Source organism: Streptomyces sp. NPDC048734 (assembly GCF_043198675.1).
In the GTDB taxonomy this organism is placed as follows: Bacteria; Actinomycetota; Actinomycetes; order Streptomycetales; family Streptomycetaceae; genus Streptomyces.
In genome coordinates, this window is record NZ_JBICUZ010000007.1 from 228,231 (window position 1) to 245,132 (window position 16,902).

At 70.4% G+C, this 16,902-nt stretch carries 11 protein-coding genes and 1 pseudogene; 3 read left to right on the forward strand and 9 right to left on the reverse strand.

Features of this window, described 5'->3' with window-relative positions; all coding sequences use genetic code 11:
* Nucleotides 1-134 precede the first annotated feature (134 nt).
* The 3 genes from ACGFQC_RS20570 to ACGFQC_RS20580 all read right to left on the reverse strand — a co-directional run bounded on the left by ACGFQC_RS20570 (nucleotide 135) and on the right by ACGFQC_RS20580 (nucleotide 5,849).
* Nucleotides 135-2,066: a RiPP maturation radical SAM C-methyltransferase gene (locus ACGFQC_RS20570; protein ID WP_363089721.1), complete on the reverse strand. Its 1,932-nt coding sequence runs from the start codon at nucleotides 2,064-2,066 to the stop codon at nucleotides 135-137.
* Nucleotides 2,067-2,364: 298 nt separating this feature from the next.
* Nucleotides 2,365-4,359, reverse strand: coding sequence for a prolyl oligopeptidase family serine peptidase (locus ACGFQC_RS20575; protein WP_363089720.1), 1,995 nt, complete (start codon nucleotides 4,357-4,359; stop codon nucleotides 2,365-2,367).
* The gene (locus tag ACGFQC_RS20580; RefSeq protein WP_363089719.1) at nucleotides 4,356-5,849 is read right to left on the reverse strand and encodes an MFS transporter; all 1,494 of its coding nucleotides are present in this window, start codon (nucleotides 5,847-5,849) and stop codon (nucleotides 4,356-4,358) included. Before ACGFQC_RS20580 ends, ACGFQC_RS20575 begins: the two co-directional genes overlap by 4 nt.
* Before the next feature lie 1,037 nt (nucleotides 5,850-6,886).
* Between ACGFQC_RS20580 and ACGFQC_RS20585 the strand changes: the two are divergent.
* Nucleotides 6,887-7,568 (forward strand): annotated as a pseudogene (locus ACGFQC_RS20585) (NAD(P)/FAD-dependent oxidoreductase); the annotation flags it as partial.
* Between the two features lie 208 nt (nucleotides 7,569-7,776).
* On the opposite strand, the gene ACGFQC_RS20590 reads toward ACGFQC_RS20585, so the two are convergent.
* A complete protein-coding gene (locus ACGFQC_RS20590; RefSeq protein WP_363090331.1) occupies nucleotides 7,777-9,243 on the reverse strand; it encodes a non-reducing end alpha-L-arabinofuranosidase family hydrolase in 1,467 nt (488 codons plus the stop codon).
* A 917-nt stretch (nucleotides 9,244-10,160) separates the two neighbouring features.
* On the opposite strand from ACGFQC_RS20590, the gene ACGFQC_RS20595 reads away from it, so the two are divergent.
* Entirely contained in the window at nucleotides 10,161-11,609 is a 1,449-nt protein-coding gene (locus ACGFQC_RS20595) for an endo-1,4-beta-xylanase (protein WP_363090330.1), read from the forward strand.
* 31 nt (nucleotides 11,610-11,640) lie between these two features.
* Nucleotides 11,641-13,014, forward strand: a complete 1,374-nt coding sequence (locus ACGFQC_RS20600) for an RICIN domain-containing protein (protein ID WP_393288465.1) — start codon at nucleotides 11,641-11,643, stop codon at nucleotides 13,012-13,014.
* A gap of 244 nt (nucleotides 13,015-13,258) precedes the next feature.
* Here ACGFQC_RS20600 and ACGFQC_RS20605 read toward each other — a convergent pair whose 3' ends face one another.
* From ACGFQC_RS20605 to ACGFQC_RS20625, 5 genes are all read right to left on the reverse strand, one after another.
* On the reverse strand, nucleotides 13,259-13,918 hold the full coding sequence (locus tag ACGFQC_RS20605) for a hypothetical protein (RefSeq protein WP_363090329.1): 660 nt from the start codon (nucleotides 13,916-13,918) through the stop codon (nucleotides 13,259-13,261).
* A 225-nt stretch (nucleotides 13,919-14,143) separates the two neighbouring features.
* Nucleotides 14,144-14,410: a hypothetical protein gene (locus tag ACGFQC_RS20610; RefSeq protein ID WP_363090328.1), complete on the reverse strand. Its 267-nt coding sequence runs from the start codon at nucleotides 14,408-14,410 to the stop codon at nucleotides 14,144-14,146.
* An 83-nt stretch (nucleotides 14,411-14,493) separates the two neighbouring features.
* Nucleotides 14,494-14,727: a bacteriocin immunity protein gene (locus ACGFQC_RS20615; protein WP_363090327.1), complete on the reverse strand. Its 234-nt coding sequence runs from the start codon at nucleotides 14,725-14,727 to the stop codon at nucleotides 14,494-14,496.
* Nucleotides 14,728-14,733: 6 nt separating this feature from the next.
* Entirely contained in the window at nucleotides 14,734-15,081 is a 348-nt protein-coding gene (locus tag ACGFQC_RS20620; RefSeq protein ID WP_363090326.1) for a hypothetical protein, read from the reverse strand.
* A 163-nt stretch (nucleotides 15,082-15,244) separates the two neighbouring features.
* Nucleotides 15,245-16,768 (reverse strand): aldehyde dehydrogenase family protein, encoded by a 1,524-nt coding sequence (locus tag ACGFQC_RS20625; RefSeq protein WP_363090325.1) that lies wholly within the window; start codon nucleotides 16,766-16,768, stop codon nucleotides 15,245-15,247.
* Nucleotides 16,769-16,902 lie beyond the last annotated feature (134 nt).

A 16,902-nucleotide genomic window follows, 5' to 3' on the forward strand; every position in this document is an offset into this window, starting at 1 on the left:
CGCCTGAACGGTCGGACGGCGGTGGGACGACGCTCGGACGAGGGTCGGACGGACCTCGGACGAACCCCGGGCGAAGTCGGACGAACCCCGGGAGGGGGCCGAAAGAAAAGGGGGAGGGGAAGAGGAAAGACGGGTCAGACTCCGGTCATGTGCGGTTCGGCCGGCGCGGCGGCCGGTACGGGCGCCGCGTACCGGTGCCGCATGAAGTCCAGCCGCAGCAGGTCCTCGTTCACCGCCGAGGGCGCGATGTGCACGTACTGCCCGTTGTCGGTGAAGACCAGCCCGAGCCCCACCCAGCGGTCGAGCAGTTCCTGCACCTCGTCCTCCCGGAGCGCCCCGCCCGGCACCCGGCCCGCGGCCTTGCGGGTGAGGGCCGCCGGTGTGTGCGGCTGGTCCAGCAGCCGGAACACGGCGATCTCGTACGGGTCGGTGAGCTCCATCGCCCGCCACTCGAAGGCCCGGCGCTTGCTGACCAGGACGATGCGGTCGCCCAGGTCGGCCTGCGTGAGACGCGCGTCGGCGTGGTGCTTGCGCCAGGCGGCGAGCGCGGCGTTGAGCGCGGTGACGGTGGGTTTGCCGATGCCCCGCTCCGGCGCCTCGAAGACATAGGCGAGGCCGTGGAGCTCCTCCTCCGGCAGGTCGTAGGTGAAGCGGTAGTGCGCCTCCGGGCGCAGGCCGGAGAAGCCCAGCTCGGGCCGGTTGAAGTAGGGGCTGAACCGTTCGATGGCGATACGGGCCGAGAGGTCGACCGGCGGGTTGAGGTGTTCCAGCGCCGGTATCTGCGCGATGACCGGGTCGTAGTCCTCCGCGCTCTCTCCCGGGAAGCCGTGCAGGTAGTTCCAGGACACCGACAGGCCGGTCTCGGCGCCGTCGCGGAGCATGCGGACGTTCTGGCAGCCGCTGACCCCCTTGTCCATCAGGTCCAGTACGCGGCTGTTCAGGCTCTCGATGCCCGGCTGCACGTAGATCAGGCCCGCGTCGGAGAGCGTACGGAGGTGGGCGCGGCGCATGTTGGCCTTGATCTCGATGTGCAGCCGCAGGTCGTAGCCGCTCTCGATGATCCGGGGCAGGACGGTGGAGAGGTATCCCATGTCGAGGATGTTGTCGACCACGTACATGTCCAGTACACGGTGGCGGCGGGCGAGATCCATGATCTCGTCGTAGAAGGTGTCCGGGCTCTTGCTGCGGAACTGCATGAAGGAACCGTTGAGTCCGCAGAACGTGCAGTGGTGCTTCTCGCCCCACCAGCAGCCCCGGGCGCCCTCGACGACGAGCTTGGGCTCGACCCAGTTGCGGGCCACGGAGGCGCCGAGGCGTTCGAAGTAGCCGCTGTAGTCGGGCGGCAGGATGGTGGCGGGCGGCAGCGGGCTGGTGGCCATCGCGTTGGCGATGCTCACACCGTCCGGATCGCGGTGGCACAGCCCGGCCACCGTGGAGAGGTCCGGGTGCTCCTCACCGAGCGCGGACAGGAGCCGCGGGAACGCGGCTTCGCCCTCGCCACGGATCACGTAGTCCACGAACGGGAAGTTGCGGTGGACCGTCGCGCCCTGCTCGCCGTCGCAGTTGGCGCCGCCGATGACGGTCACGATGTGCGGCGCGAGCTGCTTGACCTGGCGGGCGGCCGCGAGCGCGGCGGTGTTCTGCTGGAAGGTGGAGGTGAAGCCCACGACGTCGGGTGCCTCGTCGACGATCCGCCGGGCGATGTCCGCGACGAACTCCGGTACCAGCCGGTGCAGTTCGCGGGTCATCCGCATCCGGGACGCGTTGAGCTTCCCCTTCATCGCGGCGGCGAACTCGTCGTCCCGCCAGTCGGGGTCGTCGTAGAGCGCGGAGGAGAAGACCCAGTCGCCGCAGCCCATGAAGTAGGAGGCCAGGGCGTAGTACTCGTAGTCCTCGGCGGTGAACTCCATGCGCCGGGTGATCCAGTCGGTGAATTCGAGGTTGGCGTGCAGGACTTCGGCACTGCCGTCCGGCACGTGCTCGTCCACACTCCGCTTGAGGATTCCCAGGGCCAGCGACGGGAGGTCGATGGGCGACCAGGGCATGTTGACCAGCAGTACGCGCATGGCAGCTCCTCGTGGGACGGCCGGAGGACGGGGAACGGGCAACGGGGAAGACGGCGGAGAAAGGAGGCGGGAGGCGGGGCTTTTCGGGCAACCGGCCGCGGCCGTGGCGGGACGCCCCCGACCCCGTCGGGACGGACACCCCGTTGCGGTGGCCGCCCCTGTGGTGCCGGGCCGACCGGCCGGCCCGGCATCTGTGGCCGCCGGGCCGGCCGGCGAGGATCAGCCCTCTTCCGCGTCTTCCGCGTTGCGGAACGGGATGGTGACCGTGACGCCGACGCTCGGCTTCCGGTTCTCCTCGTCACCCTCGAGCGGGTCGTTGTGGATGATGTCCTTCTGCATGGGCGGTTCTCCTCTCGGTGTGTTCGGCGGTACCTGTCCCGGCCGCCGCCGCGGTACGGACGCGGCCGGAATCCCCCCTCCGGTCGGCGGGGGGCGTCTGGGGGGCGCGGTGCGCGCCGCGCAGCTCGCGGTCGAGGAAGACCACGGCGCGGCGCAGTACGGCGACGTGGTCGCCGCCCTCGTAGCCGTCGTGCCCGCTGTCGAGCCACATCGACTCGTGGCGGGCTCCGGCGGCGCGCAGCGCGGCGAGGTAGCCGCGCACCTGGCCGGGCGGGCACTTGGCGTCCCGGGTGGCGGCCACGACCAGCAGCGGTGCCCGCACGCGCGAGGCGTACTGGATCGGCGAGCTGCGGGCGTACGCCTCGGGCACGTCGTCGGGTGTGCCTCCGTACAGGCGCTCGTCCAGGGTGCGCAGCGCGGACGTGGTGGTGCGGTAGGCGGCGACGCCGTCGGCGACGGGCTTGACGGCGACGCCCGCCTGCCACAGCCCGGGGCGGGTGCCGAGGGCCAGCAGCGTGAGGTAGCCGCCCCACGAGGTGCCCCACAGTCCGACGGCGTCCGGGCGCACCAGCCCGCGCCCGATCAGATCGGCGCGCACCGCCACCAGGTCCTCGACCTGCGTGAGCCCCACGCCCGCGCCGAAGGCCCGGCGCCAGCGGGGGCCGTAGCCGGTGGAGCCGCGGTAGTTGACCCGTGCGACGGCGAAGCCCGAGGCCACGAGCGAGTGCACGACACCGTCGTAGGCGTCGCGGTCGTGGTCGGCGGGACCGCCGTGCACGAGGAAGACGACGGGCGGCGGCGCGCCCCGCCCCCCGGTGGCCAGGCCCTCGGAGGCCTCGTCCGCGGAGGCCCGGCCCTCGGAGGTTTCGCCCCGCGGAAGTTCTGGACCCCGGGGCAGGCCGTGGCACTCGGGAAGGCTGAGCCATGTGTGCACGGGGCCGTCCGGGGTCGGCGTCCACAGGTCGCGGTGGTCGCCCGGTACGCGTCCCGGCACGGTGCCGAGGGCCGGCAGCGCGGTACCGGCCGTGGAGCACATGCGCGGCGGATGGGCCGTGTCCGTCCACAGGTAGTGCACGTCGCCACCGGCTCGCGGCGCCGCGTCCAGCAGACTGCCGGGCGGTGTCGGCACGCGCGTGAGGGCGCCGGTGTCCAGGCGGGCCCGGTGCAGGGTGCTGCGGCCGTGGCGGTCCTCGCGGATCAGGACGGTACGCCCCTCGTCCTCGTCCGGGTACCAGCGGGCGGTGATCTCACTGGCGAACGCGCACCACGGGTACGTACGGATCCCGGTCTCCGGCCGCCAACTGGCCAGCAGATAGCGGTCGTCGTCCTCGCGCACCAGCAGCAGTTCGTCGCGCTCGGCGGTGGGCGCGAAGCCGAGCGACCAGAGTCTGCCGTGTTCCCCGGAGCCGGAGAGCACGGCGCGCGGTGTGCCGTCCGCGGCCAGGACGGTCACGGCGTGCGCGGAACCGGCCGGTCCGCTGATCGCCAGCAGACCGGCCGAGGCGGTGATCCCGGACAGTGTGGCGTGCCGGTCGACGCGCGTCACCTCACGTGCGCGAGCGCCGCGCCGGCCCAGGTGGACGGTGGTCGTGCGGCCGTTCCCCAGCCCCATGGCGACGATCCCGTCGTCGCTCACGGCCAGGCCGCGCGGGGTGCCCGCGGGCACCCCGGTCAGCCCGGGGAGGTCGGGGCCGCCGCGGAAGGGCTGGAACCGCCAGTGCCCCTCGCCGTGCGCGTCCTCGTCGAACCACCACACGTTCGCGTCCCGGTCGATCGCCGCGTGCAGGGTGCCCCGCGGCCGGTCGGTGACCCGGCGGGCGCGCCCGGTCCCGGCGTCCCAGGCGAACACCTCGCAACGGCCTTCCGCGTCGGCGGTGAACGCCATCAGCGCCGGATCGGCGGCGCAGACCTCGGGCAGGGCGGCGAGGTAGACCTGGTAGCGGGATCCGGTCATGCGCCTCGCCCCCTCGTCGGAACGTCTCCCGCCGGTGTGCCCTTCGGCGGTATGCCCGGCGCCAGTACGCGTCCCGCGCCGAGGGTGGTGTGCACAGCGAGCAGGGCCAGTACTCCGGCGGAGGCGAGCGCGGGTACGGCGGCCCCCGCGTGAGCCGTCAGGAACCCGGCGAGCGCGGGCGCGACAGCGGCGGCCCCGCCGGCGGCGGTGGCGAGCACGGAGCCCGCGCGGGCCTGGAGTCCGGGCGGCGTCCCCTGGATGGCCCGCGCCTGGAGGATCACGGTGGCCGGCGGCATGATCAGGCAGAACCCGCCGAACAGCGCCCCGTACGACCACGGTCCCCCGGCCGTCGCGAGCGCGGCGGCGAGCGGGACCATGAGCCAGGACACCGTCACCACCGCCCGCACGGGGCTGAGTCCGCGCACCAGCCGGGGCGCGGCGAGCGAGCCGGCGAGTCCGGCGGCGCCGGACAGCGCCAGGACCAGACCCATGGGCGTGCCGCCGTGGCCGCTCTCCTGCAAGGTGAAGACGGCGTCGTAGTACAGCGCGGCCAGTACGCCGTTGACGGTGGTGGTCCACACGAGTACCAGCCGCAGCAGGGGCGTCGTCCGGACGAGCCGGACTCCGGCGCTCGCCTCGGCGGCCAGAGCGGACCAGGTGCCGCGTGCGGAGCGAGACGCGGGCGGTGGCACGGGCCGCGGCACGGGACCGTCCTGGGCCGTGCCACCGGCCGGCCCCGACGCGCCGTCCGCCCGGTGGGCCGCGTCCGCCCGGTCCGCGGTGTCCACCGCGTCCGCACCGTCGGTCCGGTCGGTCCGGTCGGCCCGCAGGTGCGAGCGCATGGCCCGGACGCACACGGCCGTGACGGCGTACGAGACGGCGTCCAGCACGAAGGGCAGCGCGCGCGAGGCCTGGTACAGCATGCCGCCCAGGGCGGGCCCCGCGACCAGGGCACCCCGGTCGCCCGCCTCCAGCCCGGCCACCACGCGCGGGAGGTTCCCGGGGGTGGAGATCAGGGCCACCGTGCCGCGTGCCGCGGCCTCGTAGCAGGCGGTGGCGGTACGTTCCACGAGCACGGCGGCGAGCAGGTGGACCAGTGAAGGCCGTCCTTCCGCGACGGCCAGGGCCACGGCCACGGAGCCCATCGCGAGCGCCGAGACCACCGCCGACCAGAACATCACCCGCTTACGCGCGCCACGGTCGGCGGGTACGGCGACGAGCGGGCCGAGCACCAGCCCGGTCGCCGTGGACACCCCCGCGACCAGCCCCACCACCGCCGGCGAGTAGCCGAGCCCGAGGAGCAGCAGCGGCAGGACGACCCCGGACGCCTGGCTGCCCAGGGAGTCCGCGGCGTTCGCGCACCAGAGGAGCCGGACGTCGCGGGTGACGGGCTCGGTGTCCTCGGCGGACTCGGTGTCCTTGACCAGGACCGGCGGAGTCGAAACGGCCTGGACGCGCGAGGCCCCTGTTTCGGGAACAGAAGATCCCATGCGCAGCCCTCCCCGTTTCCGCCGTCACACTCGAACCCGCATGCGAGAGCGCATGCGAAATGGCGCCACAGTTGGCAAAGATGTGTAGAAAAGGTGCAGGAATTGAAACAGTCGGGAGCTTAACCAGGCGCCGACGCGGAGGACAAGGACGCCTGAACGAGAGCTGGTTCGATTTCACACGAGCGGTGTGGGGCGCTGCAGGGCCCCGTACGGCAGCATCGGGGCGAGCGGTTCTCGCCGCGCCCGCCATCCGCGATCACCGCGCCGAGGGGGGCGGATCCGGGCGGCGTCGGCGCGGCGCCCGGGGTTCCCGCTTCGCTTTGGCATTCGCGGCGCCGAAGGGAACTCCCGGGCGGGCGGGGCCCTTGCGGATCGTCGCCGGCCGCGCCGGACATGAGCCGGAATTCGCCACTCCGTGCGGGGAACGGCATCTGAACTGCGCGGGGAACGGGAGGGGACGCCGCCGACCGGACCCGGCCGCACCATGTGCCACGACGCCCCGCCACGGCCGCCGGGCACAACCCCCGCGCCCGCCGCCGACGGCATGCGCGGCCTTCCCGGTGGCGAACGCGCCCCCCGCCGCCGGCGCGCCGTACGCCGTGCACCCCATCGGAGGAGGAGACCACGACGGAAGCGCGCGGACCCGTGCGGTGTCCGGAGTCCAACGCCCCGGACACCGCCGGACCGACGACGACGGCTCACGTGATTGGCCGGAAACGTACGAGGGACGAGCGAGAAAGAGCCGGCCGGGAAAGGAAATCCGAGATCGTCCTCACGACGCCGTGGCCCGCCCCGGCGAAGGCGGACGACCCGTACCGGCCGCCGCGGCGTCGGCGGCAGGTCGTGCTCCGGCCGCGGTGCGGGCGGTGACCGCGGATCCGGACGGCCGGGCGTAGGCGCCCGTTCCCGGTCGGGGTGCATCGCGGTGGGCCACGGGGGCTTCTTCCTGGCGCCGGGCATGAGTCGGTTGCGGTGGCGGGTCGGTACCCGTGTCCGCGGCCTGGGAGAGGGGACCGCAGGGGCAGTGCCGCGGCGGGGCCCCCGGGGTCCGGCCACGCCGGCTGCCGGGCGAGGTCGCGCACGTCCTGCGCACCCTCGACGACGCCCTCGCCCGGCGCGAGCGGCTCACCCCGGGCGGCGCCTGGTCGTGGTGGGCGCCGGTTTCCTCGGCGCGGAGGCCGCCGCCGTCACCCGGCAGCTCGAGGTCCGCGTCACCCCGCTCGAACCCGCCCCCGTACCGCTGGCGCACGCCGTCGGCACGGAGGTGGGCCGGATGCTGGCCCGGACCCACCTGGACCGGTGCGTGAACCTGCGCCGTGGGGTCACCGTCACCGGGGTGACCGACGACGGGGTGCGGCTCGGGAACGGCGAACTCGTCGAAGCCGACGAGGTCCTGGTCGCCGTCGGCCCGCCGCCCGGCACCGAGTGGCTCGACGGCAGCGGGCTCTCCATCGGCGACGGAGTGGTGTGCGACGAGTGCTGCGGGGCCGCGAAGGACGTGTACGCCGCCGGTGACGTCGCCCGCTGGTACAACCCGCTGTTCGGCACCTCGATGCGCATCGAGCACCGCACCGCCGCCGTCGAACAGGGCATGGCCGCCGCCCGCGACCTGCTCGCCGCCCCGGAGGTGCGCAACCGTTCGCGCCGGTGGCGTACTTCTGGTCCGACCGGTACGGCATGAAGATCCAGGCTTACGGCCATCTCCGTGGCCACCCTGAAAACCTCAGGAGCGAGCGCGGTCGGCGGCACCGCCATACGGGATGGCCTTCGGGCTGGTGAGCGTTGCCCGACCCCGCGCTCCGTCGCCGTGTGAGCGCTGACCTCGTCGCGTGACCCGGGCGGGGGGGGGGGGGGGGGGCGGGCCCCCCCCCCCCCCCCCCCCCCCCCCACGCCGGCTCCCCACCGGAGCCGGACTCGTGCCACGCCGTCAGCGCTGCAGTGTCAGCAGACCCGGACGGTAGGGCAGGAGGCCGTAGTCGCCGCCGGAGTTGGGGCTGCGCCCCTGGTAGAGCAACTGCAGGTTGCAGGGATCGACGGTCATGGTCTGATCGGCGCTGGTGCGGATCAGTTCGCCGTGGCTGATGTCGTTGGTCCAGGTGGCGCCGCTGTTGGCCTTGCCGGCGAAGGGATTGCTCTCGGTCGCGGCCTGGGGCGTCCACGAGCCGTTCAGACTGGTGGCCGTGAACGAGCGGAAGTAGCGGCCCTGCGAGCCGATCGCCTCGACGATCATGAGGTAGCGGTTCTGGCCCTGCAGCTTGTAGACCTGCGGGGCTTCGAACAGGTTGTTCGTCGTATCGCTCATGACCACTGTCGAGGTCGTGCCGAAGCTGCCCGGGAAGTTCCCGATCGGCATACTGGCCCGGTAGATCTTGCCGTTGTCACCGGCGAAGAACAGGTACATGTTCGTCCCGTCACCGATGAGCGTCTGGTCGATGGGTCCTGTGCCGGAGCCGGAGATGCTTCCGGAGAAGAGCACCTGCTGGGACGACCAGCCATTCGGGTTGGTGGGGTCGCTCGACGTCCGGTAGGAGAAGGCCGTCCCGCCCCACTGGTAGGCGAGCACCCAGATGTTCTTCGGCGCGAAGTAGAAGAGCGTGGGCGCGACGGTGGAAGCCGACATCGTGTTCTGGCCGGCCGATGCCATCTCCGACCAATTGCCGAACAGGCCGAAGTTCATCGACCCCCAACTCGTCCCCGTGTCGTGCGTCGTCGCATAGACGAGCTGCCTGCCGTTGTAGGGGGCGACGGTGAAGTCCTTGAGCGAGACCCATCCCGCCTTGGGCTGCGCCAGCGCGCCCGTTGACGTCCAGCGGTATGTCGACGGAAGGTCGCACGGGCCGGGGTTGTCGCCGCCGGCCTTGACGAGTTGCCACTGCTGGTTGGTGCCGCCCCAGTCGTCGTACTGGACGATGTTCGCGTTGTCGGCGGTGGAGGCGCCTTGTACCTCGAGGGCCTTGTTGCTGTGGCGCGAGACGAACCTCACGTAGCCGTCCGAGCTGTCGGCCAGCCGCCACTGCTGGTTGGTGCTGTTCAGGTCGGCCCACTGGACGATCGAGCCGCCGTTCGCGGTGGACCAGTTGTGGACGTCCAGCACCTTGCCCGAGTGGCGGGACTTGATGCGGTAGTAGCCGCCCCCGGAATCGACGAACTGCCACTGCTGCTGGTTCTGATCGTTCCTGGTCCACTGGGTGATGCGGGCGCCGTCGTTGGTCGCCATGTTGTAGACGTCCAGGGCCTTGCCGCTGTTGCGGTTGACCAGCACATACGAGGCGTTGGGGTCCACGGTCGCCGCGTCGGCGGGCTGGGCGCCGAGGAAGGTGGCCACGAGCAGCAAGGGCGCAAGAACGGCGAGTAAGCGCCTTGGCCGGGCCAGGGACGGGTGGCGAAACCACATCGGAGGGCCTCCTTCGAGGGGGCGGGGTGAGGTGATCACGATGAACCGCGGAGCGGACGTGCCGGGGACGGGGGCCATCTCGAAAGTTTCGAAGAATTCCCGGATGCTTCGACGCCACAAGCTAGGAATGCGGGGCCCTCCGGTCAAGGCCTGTCGCCGATCTGTCCACAAACAGCGCCTCCCCGTCGGGCCGGCGGACTGTCTCGCCGTCCGGATCCACTCCGGAGCTGACGGACGCGGCTCGCCGGTCCAAGACGACCGGGCGGAAGAGAGAGGCTGGGTAAGTGGCGTCCGTACGTTCGTCCCGGCCCCAGCCCCACGGCATCCGTCGACGGCGTCGAGGGCTCGCCTTCCGGTCCGCCGGGATTCCAGAAAGTTTCGAGCGGGAAACCGAAACTTCTTCTGCGAGGAGTATTGACGATCCATCGTCAACACCTCAATCATCCCTGTCTGGGAAACCGGTCATGGTTCGAGATGCCGAACCACGGCAGTCTTGAGCCGTCTGCGCTGCCCGGCGGACCCACGTACAGCCGCACAACAGACCCACGCACCAAGTCACCTGCGCCACCCCGTTTCGTTCCGGTGAGGTTCGCACCAGCGCATCCTGGCTCTTCGCGCAGTTGGAGAGGTGCGCGACGCCGCGTGGCGGTCCCCCCGGCTGAGCCGCGATGGAGTACCCCCATGCCCGTGTCGAAACACCGCCGCCACCCGCCGTACGTCACCCGACGGCCGGCCGGGTGCCGTCCGTGCCGGTCGAGATCGTCCCGGTCCCATGACCGCGGTGTCCGGTGACGCGGTGTCCGGTGGTTCCGTGCAGCCCGGGTTCCGGCCCGCCCCGTCCGTCCGCCGAGTGGGAGCGGACGACGCGTTCCCCCGCGCTTCAGTCCTTCCGTGATCTCTACCTTGGAGGCACCCCCATGGGCTCGTACGCCCTTCCCAGACCCGCTATCCACCGGAAGATCCGCGGCCTGCTGCTGGCGCTGCTCGTCGGCGTCCTCGGTATGGTCACCGCACTGGTCGCGCCGCCGACCGCACACGCCGCCGAGAGCACGCTCGCCGCCGAGAGCACGCTCGGCGCCGCGGCGGCGCAGAGCGGCCGCTACTTCGGCACCGCCATCGCCTCGGGCAGGCTGGGCGACTCGACGTACACGTCGATCGCGAACCGTGAGTTCAACTCGGTGACGGCCGAGAACGAGATGAAGATCGACGCCACCGAACCGCAGCGGGGCCAGTTCAACTTCACCGCCGCCGACCGCGTCTACAACTGGGCGGTGCAGAACGGCAAGCAGGTGCGCGGCCACACCCTGGCCTGGCACTCCCAGCAGCCCGGCTGGATGCAGAGCCTCAGCGGCAGCACACTGCGCCAGGCGATGATCGGCCACATCAACGGCGTGATGGCCCACTACAAGGGCAAGATCGCCCAGTGGGACGTCGTGAACGAGGCCTTCGCCGACGGCAGTTCGGGAGCCCGACGCGACTCCAACCTGCAGCGCACCGGCAACGACTGGATCGAGGTCGCCTTCCGCACCGCGCGCGCCGCCGACCCGGCCGCCAAGCTCTGCTACAACGACTACAACGTCGAGGACTGGACCTGGGCCAAGACCCAGGCCATGTACGCCATGGTCCGGGACTTCAAGCAGCGCGGCGTGCCGATCGACTGCGTCGGCTTCCAGTCGCACTTCAACAGCGGCAGCCCCTACAACAGCAACTTCCGCACCACCCTGCAGAACTTCGCCGCCCTCGGCGTCGACGTGGCCGTCACCGAACTCGACATCCAGGGCGCCCCGGCCACGACCTACGCCAACGTGACCAACGACTGCCTGGCCGTCCCGCGTTGCCTCGGCATCACCGTCTGGGGCGTGCGCGACACCGACTCCTGGCGACCGGAGCACACGCCGCTGCTGTTCAACGGCGACGGCAGCAAGAAGTCCGCCTACACCGCCGTCCTCAACGCACTCAACGGCGGCACCTCCACGCCCCCTGCGGATTCCGGACCGATCAAGGGCGTCGGTTCGGGCCGCTGCCTGGACGTGCCCGGCACCAGTACCACCGACGGCACCCAGCTCCACCTGTGGGACTGTCACAACGGCACCAACCAGCAGTGGACGTACACCACCGCCGGCGAGCTCAGGGTCTACGGCAACAAGTGCCTGGACGCCGCCGGCACCGGCAACGGCACCAAAGTCCAGATCTACGGCTGCTGGGGCGGCGACAACCAGAAATGGCGCCTCAACTCCGACGGATCCATCGTCGGCGTCCAGTCCGGCCTCTGCCTCGACGCCGTCGCGAGCGGCACCGCCAACGGCACCCTGATCCAGCTCTACTCCTGCTCGAACGGCAGCAACCAACGCTGGACCCGCACCTGATGGGACCTGCCACAGACGAAGGGGTGAATCGATGAAGACCCACGGTGCGGCTTCCCCCGCCCCTCCACAAAGACATCGCTGGTGGTCCCGGGTCGCCGCCGTGGCGGCCGCGACCCTCGCGGCCGGCATGCTCGCCGCGGTGAACCCGTCGCCCGCCGAGGCGGCGACGGTGGACCCCAACGCCTCGTACGTCCTGGTCAATCGCAACAGTGGCAAGGCACTGGACGTCTCCGGCGCGTCCACCGCCGACGGCGCGCGGGCCAGCCAGTGGACGCGCAACGACGGAGCCAACCAGCAGTGGCAGTTCGTGGACTCCGGCGACGGCTTCTACCGCCTCAAGGCCCGGCATTCGGGCAAGGTCCTCGACGTGGCCGGCGCCTCGACCGCAGACGGTGCCGCGATCCAGCAGTGGGCCGACCACAACGGGGCCAACCAGCAGTTCCGCCTGGCCGACTCGGACGCGGGCCACGTCCGGCTGGTCAACCGCACCAGCGGCAAGGCGGTGGAGGTGCAGGGCGGCTCCACCGCCGACGGCGGCAACGTCGTCCAGTACACCGACTGGGGCGGCGCCAACCAGCAATGGCAGATGATCAAGCTGTCGTCCGGTGGTGGCGGCGGCGGATGCGGCAGCGCCCCGACTCTGGCGAGCGGTACGCACACGATGCAGAGCGGCGGCAAGAGCCGCAGCTTCATCCTCAGGGTTCCCGCCAACTACGACAACAGCCACCCCTACCGGCTGATCTTCGCGTTCCACTGGCGGGGCGGAACCGCCGGCGACGTCGCCTCGGGCGGCACGAGCGGGAACGCCTGGTCCTACTACGGCCAACAGGAACAGTCCAACAACGGTGCGATCCTCGTCGCCCCCCAGGGCCTCGGCAACGGCTGGGCCAATTCGGGCGGTGAGGACGTCACCTTCGTCGACGACATGATCCGGCGCATCGAGGGCGGCCTCTGTGTCAACCCGGCACAGCGTTTCGCCACGGGATTCAGCTGGGGCGGCGGTATGAGCTACGCACTCGCATGCAGCCGGGCGAACGTCTTCAGGGCCGTCGCGGTCATCTCCGGCGCCCAGATCAGCGGGTGCAGCGGCGGCACCCAGCCCATCGCCTACTTCGGAATCCACGGCATCAGCGACAACGTCCTCGGCATCGCGCAAGGACGGTCCCTGCGCGACAAGTTCGTCGCCAACAACGGCTGCACTGCCCAAAGCCCGCGCGAGCCCGCGCAGGGCAGCCGAACGCACATCACCACCACCTACTCGGGCTGCCGTGCCGGGTACCCGGTCCAATGGGCCGCGTTCGACGGAGGCCACATACCCGGTCCGGTCGACGGCTCTCCCGGCGAGAGCGGCGTCGCCACCTGGACCAAGGCAGAGATCTGGAGGTTCTTCGCACAGTTCCAGTGACACGCCCGCACCACGGGGTGGAGCCAGGATCACCCAGGCTCCACCCCGCCGACGTCTGTCCCGGGTCGAAGCGGGCGTGTTTGTCGTACCGGGTCGTCCGGAGCGCTCGCCCTCGACGAGCTCTACCGGCAGGGTGGTCTCGTCATGCCGTCTCCTGACATGAAACGAACGTCCGAAAGGTCCGGTCGACGGGCAGTACCTCCCTGCTGATCACGTGGCGGGAAGCACGGCACCGTCGTCGGTCTCAGTCGTTCCGAGTCGGTTCGGTTGTGAGTTTCCTCTGGCGGGCGGCCTCGATGTGGCGCGGGGCGAACTTCATCTCGTACGCCTCGGGCACGTCGTACGGAGACTGCCAGTGGTCCGGTACGAAGCTGTCGCCGTCCTCGTGGCAGAGGTGGCACGAGGCGCACCACTCGGTGCGCCATCCGTAGGCGACGGCGTGGACCCCGTCGAACGTCTCGTCCAGCGGACCGTCCGCCCGGTACCAGCGGTGGAGACCGGTCGCGCCGCAGTGCGGACAGGGTGCCGAGAGGTCGGCAGCGGCCGGTTCCGCGTCGAAGGCCGCCCGCCAGGCGTCCAGCAGTTCGGGCGGAACGAGCCGCCAACCGCCCGGACCCGGCAGGGCAAGCTCATCGTCGTCGAACAGGTCCATCTCCCCGGCCTCGACGGAGCCGAGCATTCTGCATCCGCCCGTCACCCGATCGACTCGGACGGGGCCGATGCCGATGGTCATCCGGGACGGGTCCCCGGTCTCCAGGTAGCCCCGGTTCTGAAAGCCGAAGTAGACGGCCTCGCCGACCACGGCTACGGCGCCCTCGACGGGCACCAGCTCCACCTGGGAGTTGAGCGGATCCTCGGCCACGTACTGCCGGGCCAGTTCCGCCGCTCGTTCGAGACTGATCATCGGTCGCTCCTGAGGAATCCACAGCTCCGATAGATGCCGGGTCCCGCCTGCTCGGACTGTCCGTCGAGGAGGATCACGTCGTCCGGACCGGTGTCCGCGGTATGCCTCTCGGTCGGTGCCCCGTGGCTGAACGGTGTCACGGGCCGGTGGCGTGCGTGGCACCTCTGCCGTGTGCCACCGGCCCGTTCCCCCACGACGTCACACCACGGGGCGTGACCGGGCGGGTCAGAAGAGGTCGAGTCGGGCGGACTCGGTCGCTCCCAGCATGCGACACTCCCCTGTCGCTCCATCGACGCACACGTAGCCCGTGCCGACAGCCATGTCCCGGAAGTCTCCGCTGCGGAGGTGGGCGACCGACTGGCAGTCGAAGTAGAAGGTGCTTCCCACCCGGGCGTGCTCTCCTTCGACGAGCGCAAAGGCCATGCCCGCATGGCTCACTTTCTCGTCCAGGAACTTCTGTGCCAGCCTGGCCGCCTCTTCCGTGTTCAGCATCGGTCCGTCCTCAGGAGGGAGAAGTTCCGTCACGGCGAGAGACCGGCGTGCCCCGACCGGCCGTCCAGGAACACCACGTCTTCTTACAAGGCGAAAGGAGAGTAGGTCAAAGCAGTGTCCACGACTTCTTCCGCCGTCAGCTCGTCCGTGAAGCCTTCCTCGTCGGGGTGGTAAATGAGATTGAGCACGCGAGGATGAGGCGCGTTCGCTTCGAGAATCTCAACGAGTCCATCGTCTTCCTCTTCCGTCCCGTTCGCGGCCATGATTTTCCGAACGAGCCCGACGAGCTGATCGCGGGTAAGGTCACGCACGTCCACCACGCCTCACTGATGACAGCCTGGGTCCAGTACTTCAGCATGGTACCGGTGGGTCACGACTATCAAGTCGTCCGGATCGCGGACACCGCCGCCATGTTGAACCGGCGTCACGTGGTGCGGGACGTACTTGTTGTTCTCTCCTGCGGATCGCTGGTTCGTCGCAAACGGTGCTCTACCGGCAGCCATGCGTGTGCTGTTTGCTTTACTGAAACCTGCTGCCAGGCGCGGGCCGTGGGCGACAGCCCTCCAGAAGGCTTCGCGGAAACACCCGAATGTCTTGAAGGGTTTCCCTTGTGGCTGTCGACCGATCTGTCCTGTAATTTTCCTGCACTTCCCTGGGTTCCCTTGAGTCATCCGCCCGATATGCCGGACAGGCGCCCACCACCTGTTACGGCGCTTGGAGAGTTCCTCTGGACGTCAGAAGGTGACGTGAAGAACTCGATCGATGACATTGAGCACCTGTCGTGTCGGGTTGCCCGGAGCACGGCGAGGTCTCCGGGCAACCCGACTTCAGGCTCTAGAAGAACCCGAGTTTCTTCGGGCTGTACGAAGTGAGGATGTTCTTCGTCTGCTGGTAGTGCTCCAGCATCATCTTGTGCGTCTCGCGGCCGATTCCCGACTGCTTGTAGCCGCCGAACGCCGCGTGGGCCGGGTAGGCGTGGTAGCAGTTCGTCCAGATGCGGCCCGCCTGGATGGCCCGTCCCGCGCGGTACGCCGTGTTGATGTCCCGCGTCCACACCCCGGCGCCGAGGCCGTACGACGTGTCGTTGGCGATCTTGACGGCGTCCTCGAAGTCGTCGAACGAGGCCACCGAGACGACCGGGCCGAAGATCTCCTCCTGGAAGATCCGCATGCGGTTGTCGCCTTCGAAGATGGTCGGCTGGACGTAGTAGCCGCCCTTCAACTCGCCGTCGTGGTCGGCGCGTTCACCACCGGTGAGAATCTTGGCGCCCTCCTGCCGGCCGATGTCGATGTAGGAGAGGATCTTGCTGAGCTGGTCGCCGGACGCCTGGGCCCCGATCATCGTGTCGGTGTCCAGGGGGTGTCCGGGCCTGATCAGTTCGGTGCGGGCGACGGCGGCCGCCATGAACTCGGAGTAGTTGCCGCGCTGGACCAGTCCGCGCGAGGGGCAGGTGCACACCTCGCCCTGGTTCAGCGCGAACATCGTGAAGCCCTCCAGGGCCTTGTCGCGCAGGTCGTCGTCCTTCTCCCAGACGTCGTCGAAGAAGATGTTCGGCGACTTGCCGCCCAGTTCCAGCGTGACCGGCTTCAGGTTCTCCGCGGCGTACCGCATGATCAGCCGCCCGGTCGACGTCTCACCGGTGAATGCGACCTTCGCCACCCGCGGGCTGGACGCGAGCGGCTTGCCCGCCTCCTCGCCGAAGCCGTTGACGATGTTCACCACACCCGGCGGCAACAGGTCGGCGACCAGACTCATCCAGTAGTGCAGCGAGACCGGTGTCTGCTCGGCGGGCTTGATGACCACCGCGTTGCCGGCGGCCAGGGCCGGCGCGAGCTTCCACGTCGCCATCAGGATGGGGAAGTTCCACGGGATGATCTGCGCGACCACCCCGAGCGGTTCGTGGAAGTGGTACGCCACCGTGTCCTCGTCGAGCTCGCTGAGCGAACCCTCCTGCCCTCGGACCGCACCCGCGAAGTAGCGGAAGTGGTCGATGGCCAGCGGGATGTCCGCCGCCAGCGTCTCGCGGACCGGCTTGCCGTTCTCCCAGCTCTCCGCGACCGCGAGCGGCTCCAGGTGGGCCTCCATACGGTCCGCGATCTTCAGCAGGATGTCGGAACGCTCGCTCGCCGACGTCCGGCCCCAGCCCGGCGCGGCCGCGTGCGCCGCGTCGAGCGCCCGCTCCACGTCCTCCGCCGTGCCGCGGGCCACCTCGGCGAACGGCTGCCCGTTCACCGGGGACGGGTTCTCGAAGTACCGGCCGCGGGCCGGAGGCACGTACTCGCCGCCGATGAAGTGGTCGTAACGCGTCCGGTAGGAGACGATCGCGCCATCGGTTCCGGGCGCCGCGTAACGGGTCATGGTGGATGGCCTCCCTCAGCAGCGCTGCCCGCCGTCGGGCAGCTCTGCGCGCGAGGCTAGGCAGGCCGACGTTGCATGCACGTTGCGCGGGCGGGGTGACGACCGGAGCCGTCCGGGCGGCGCGTCGCGTCGAC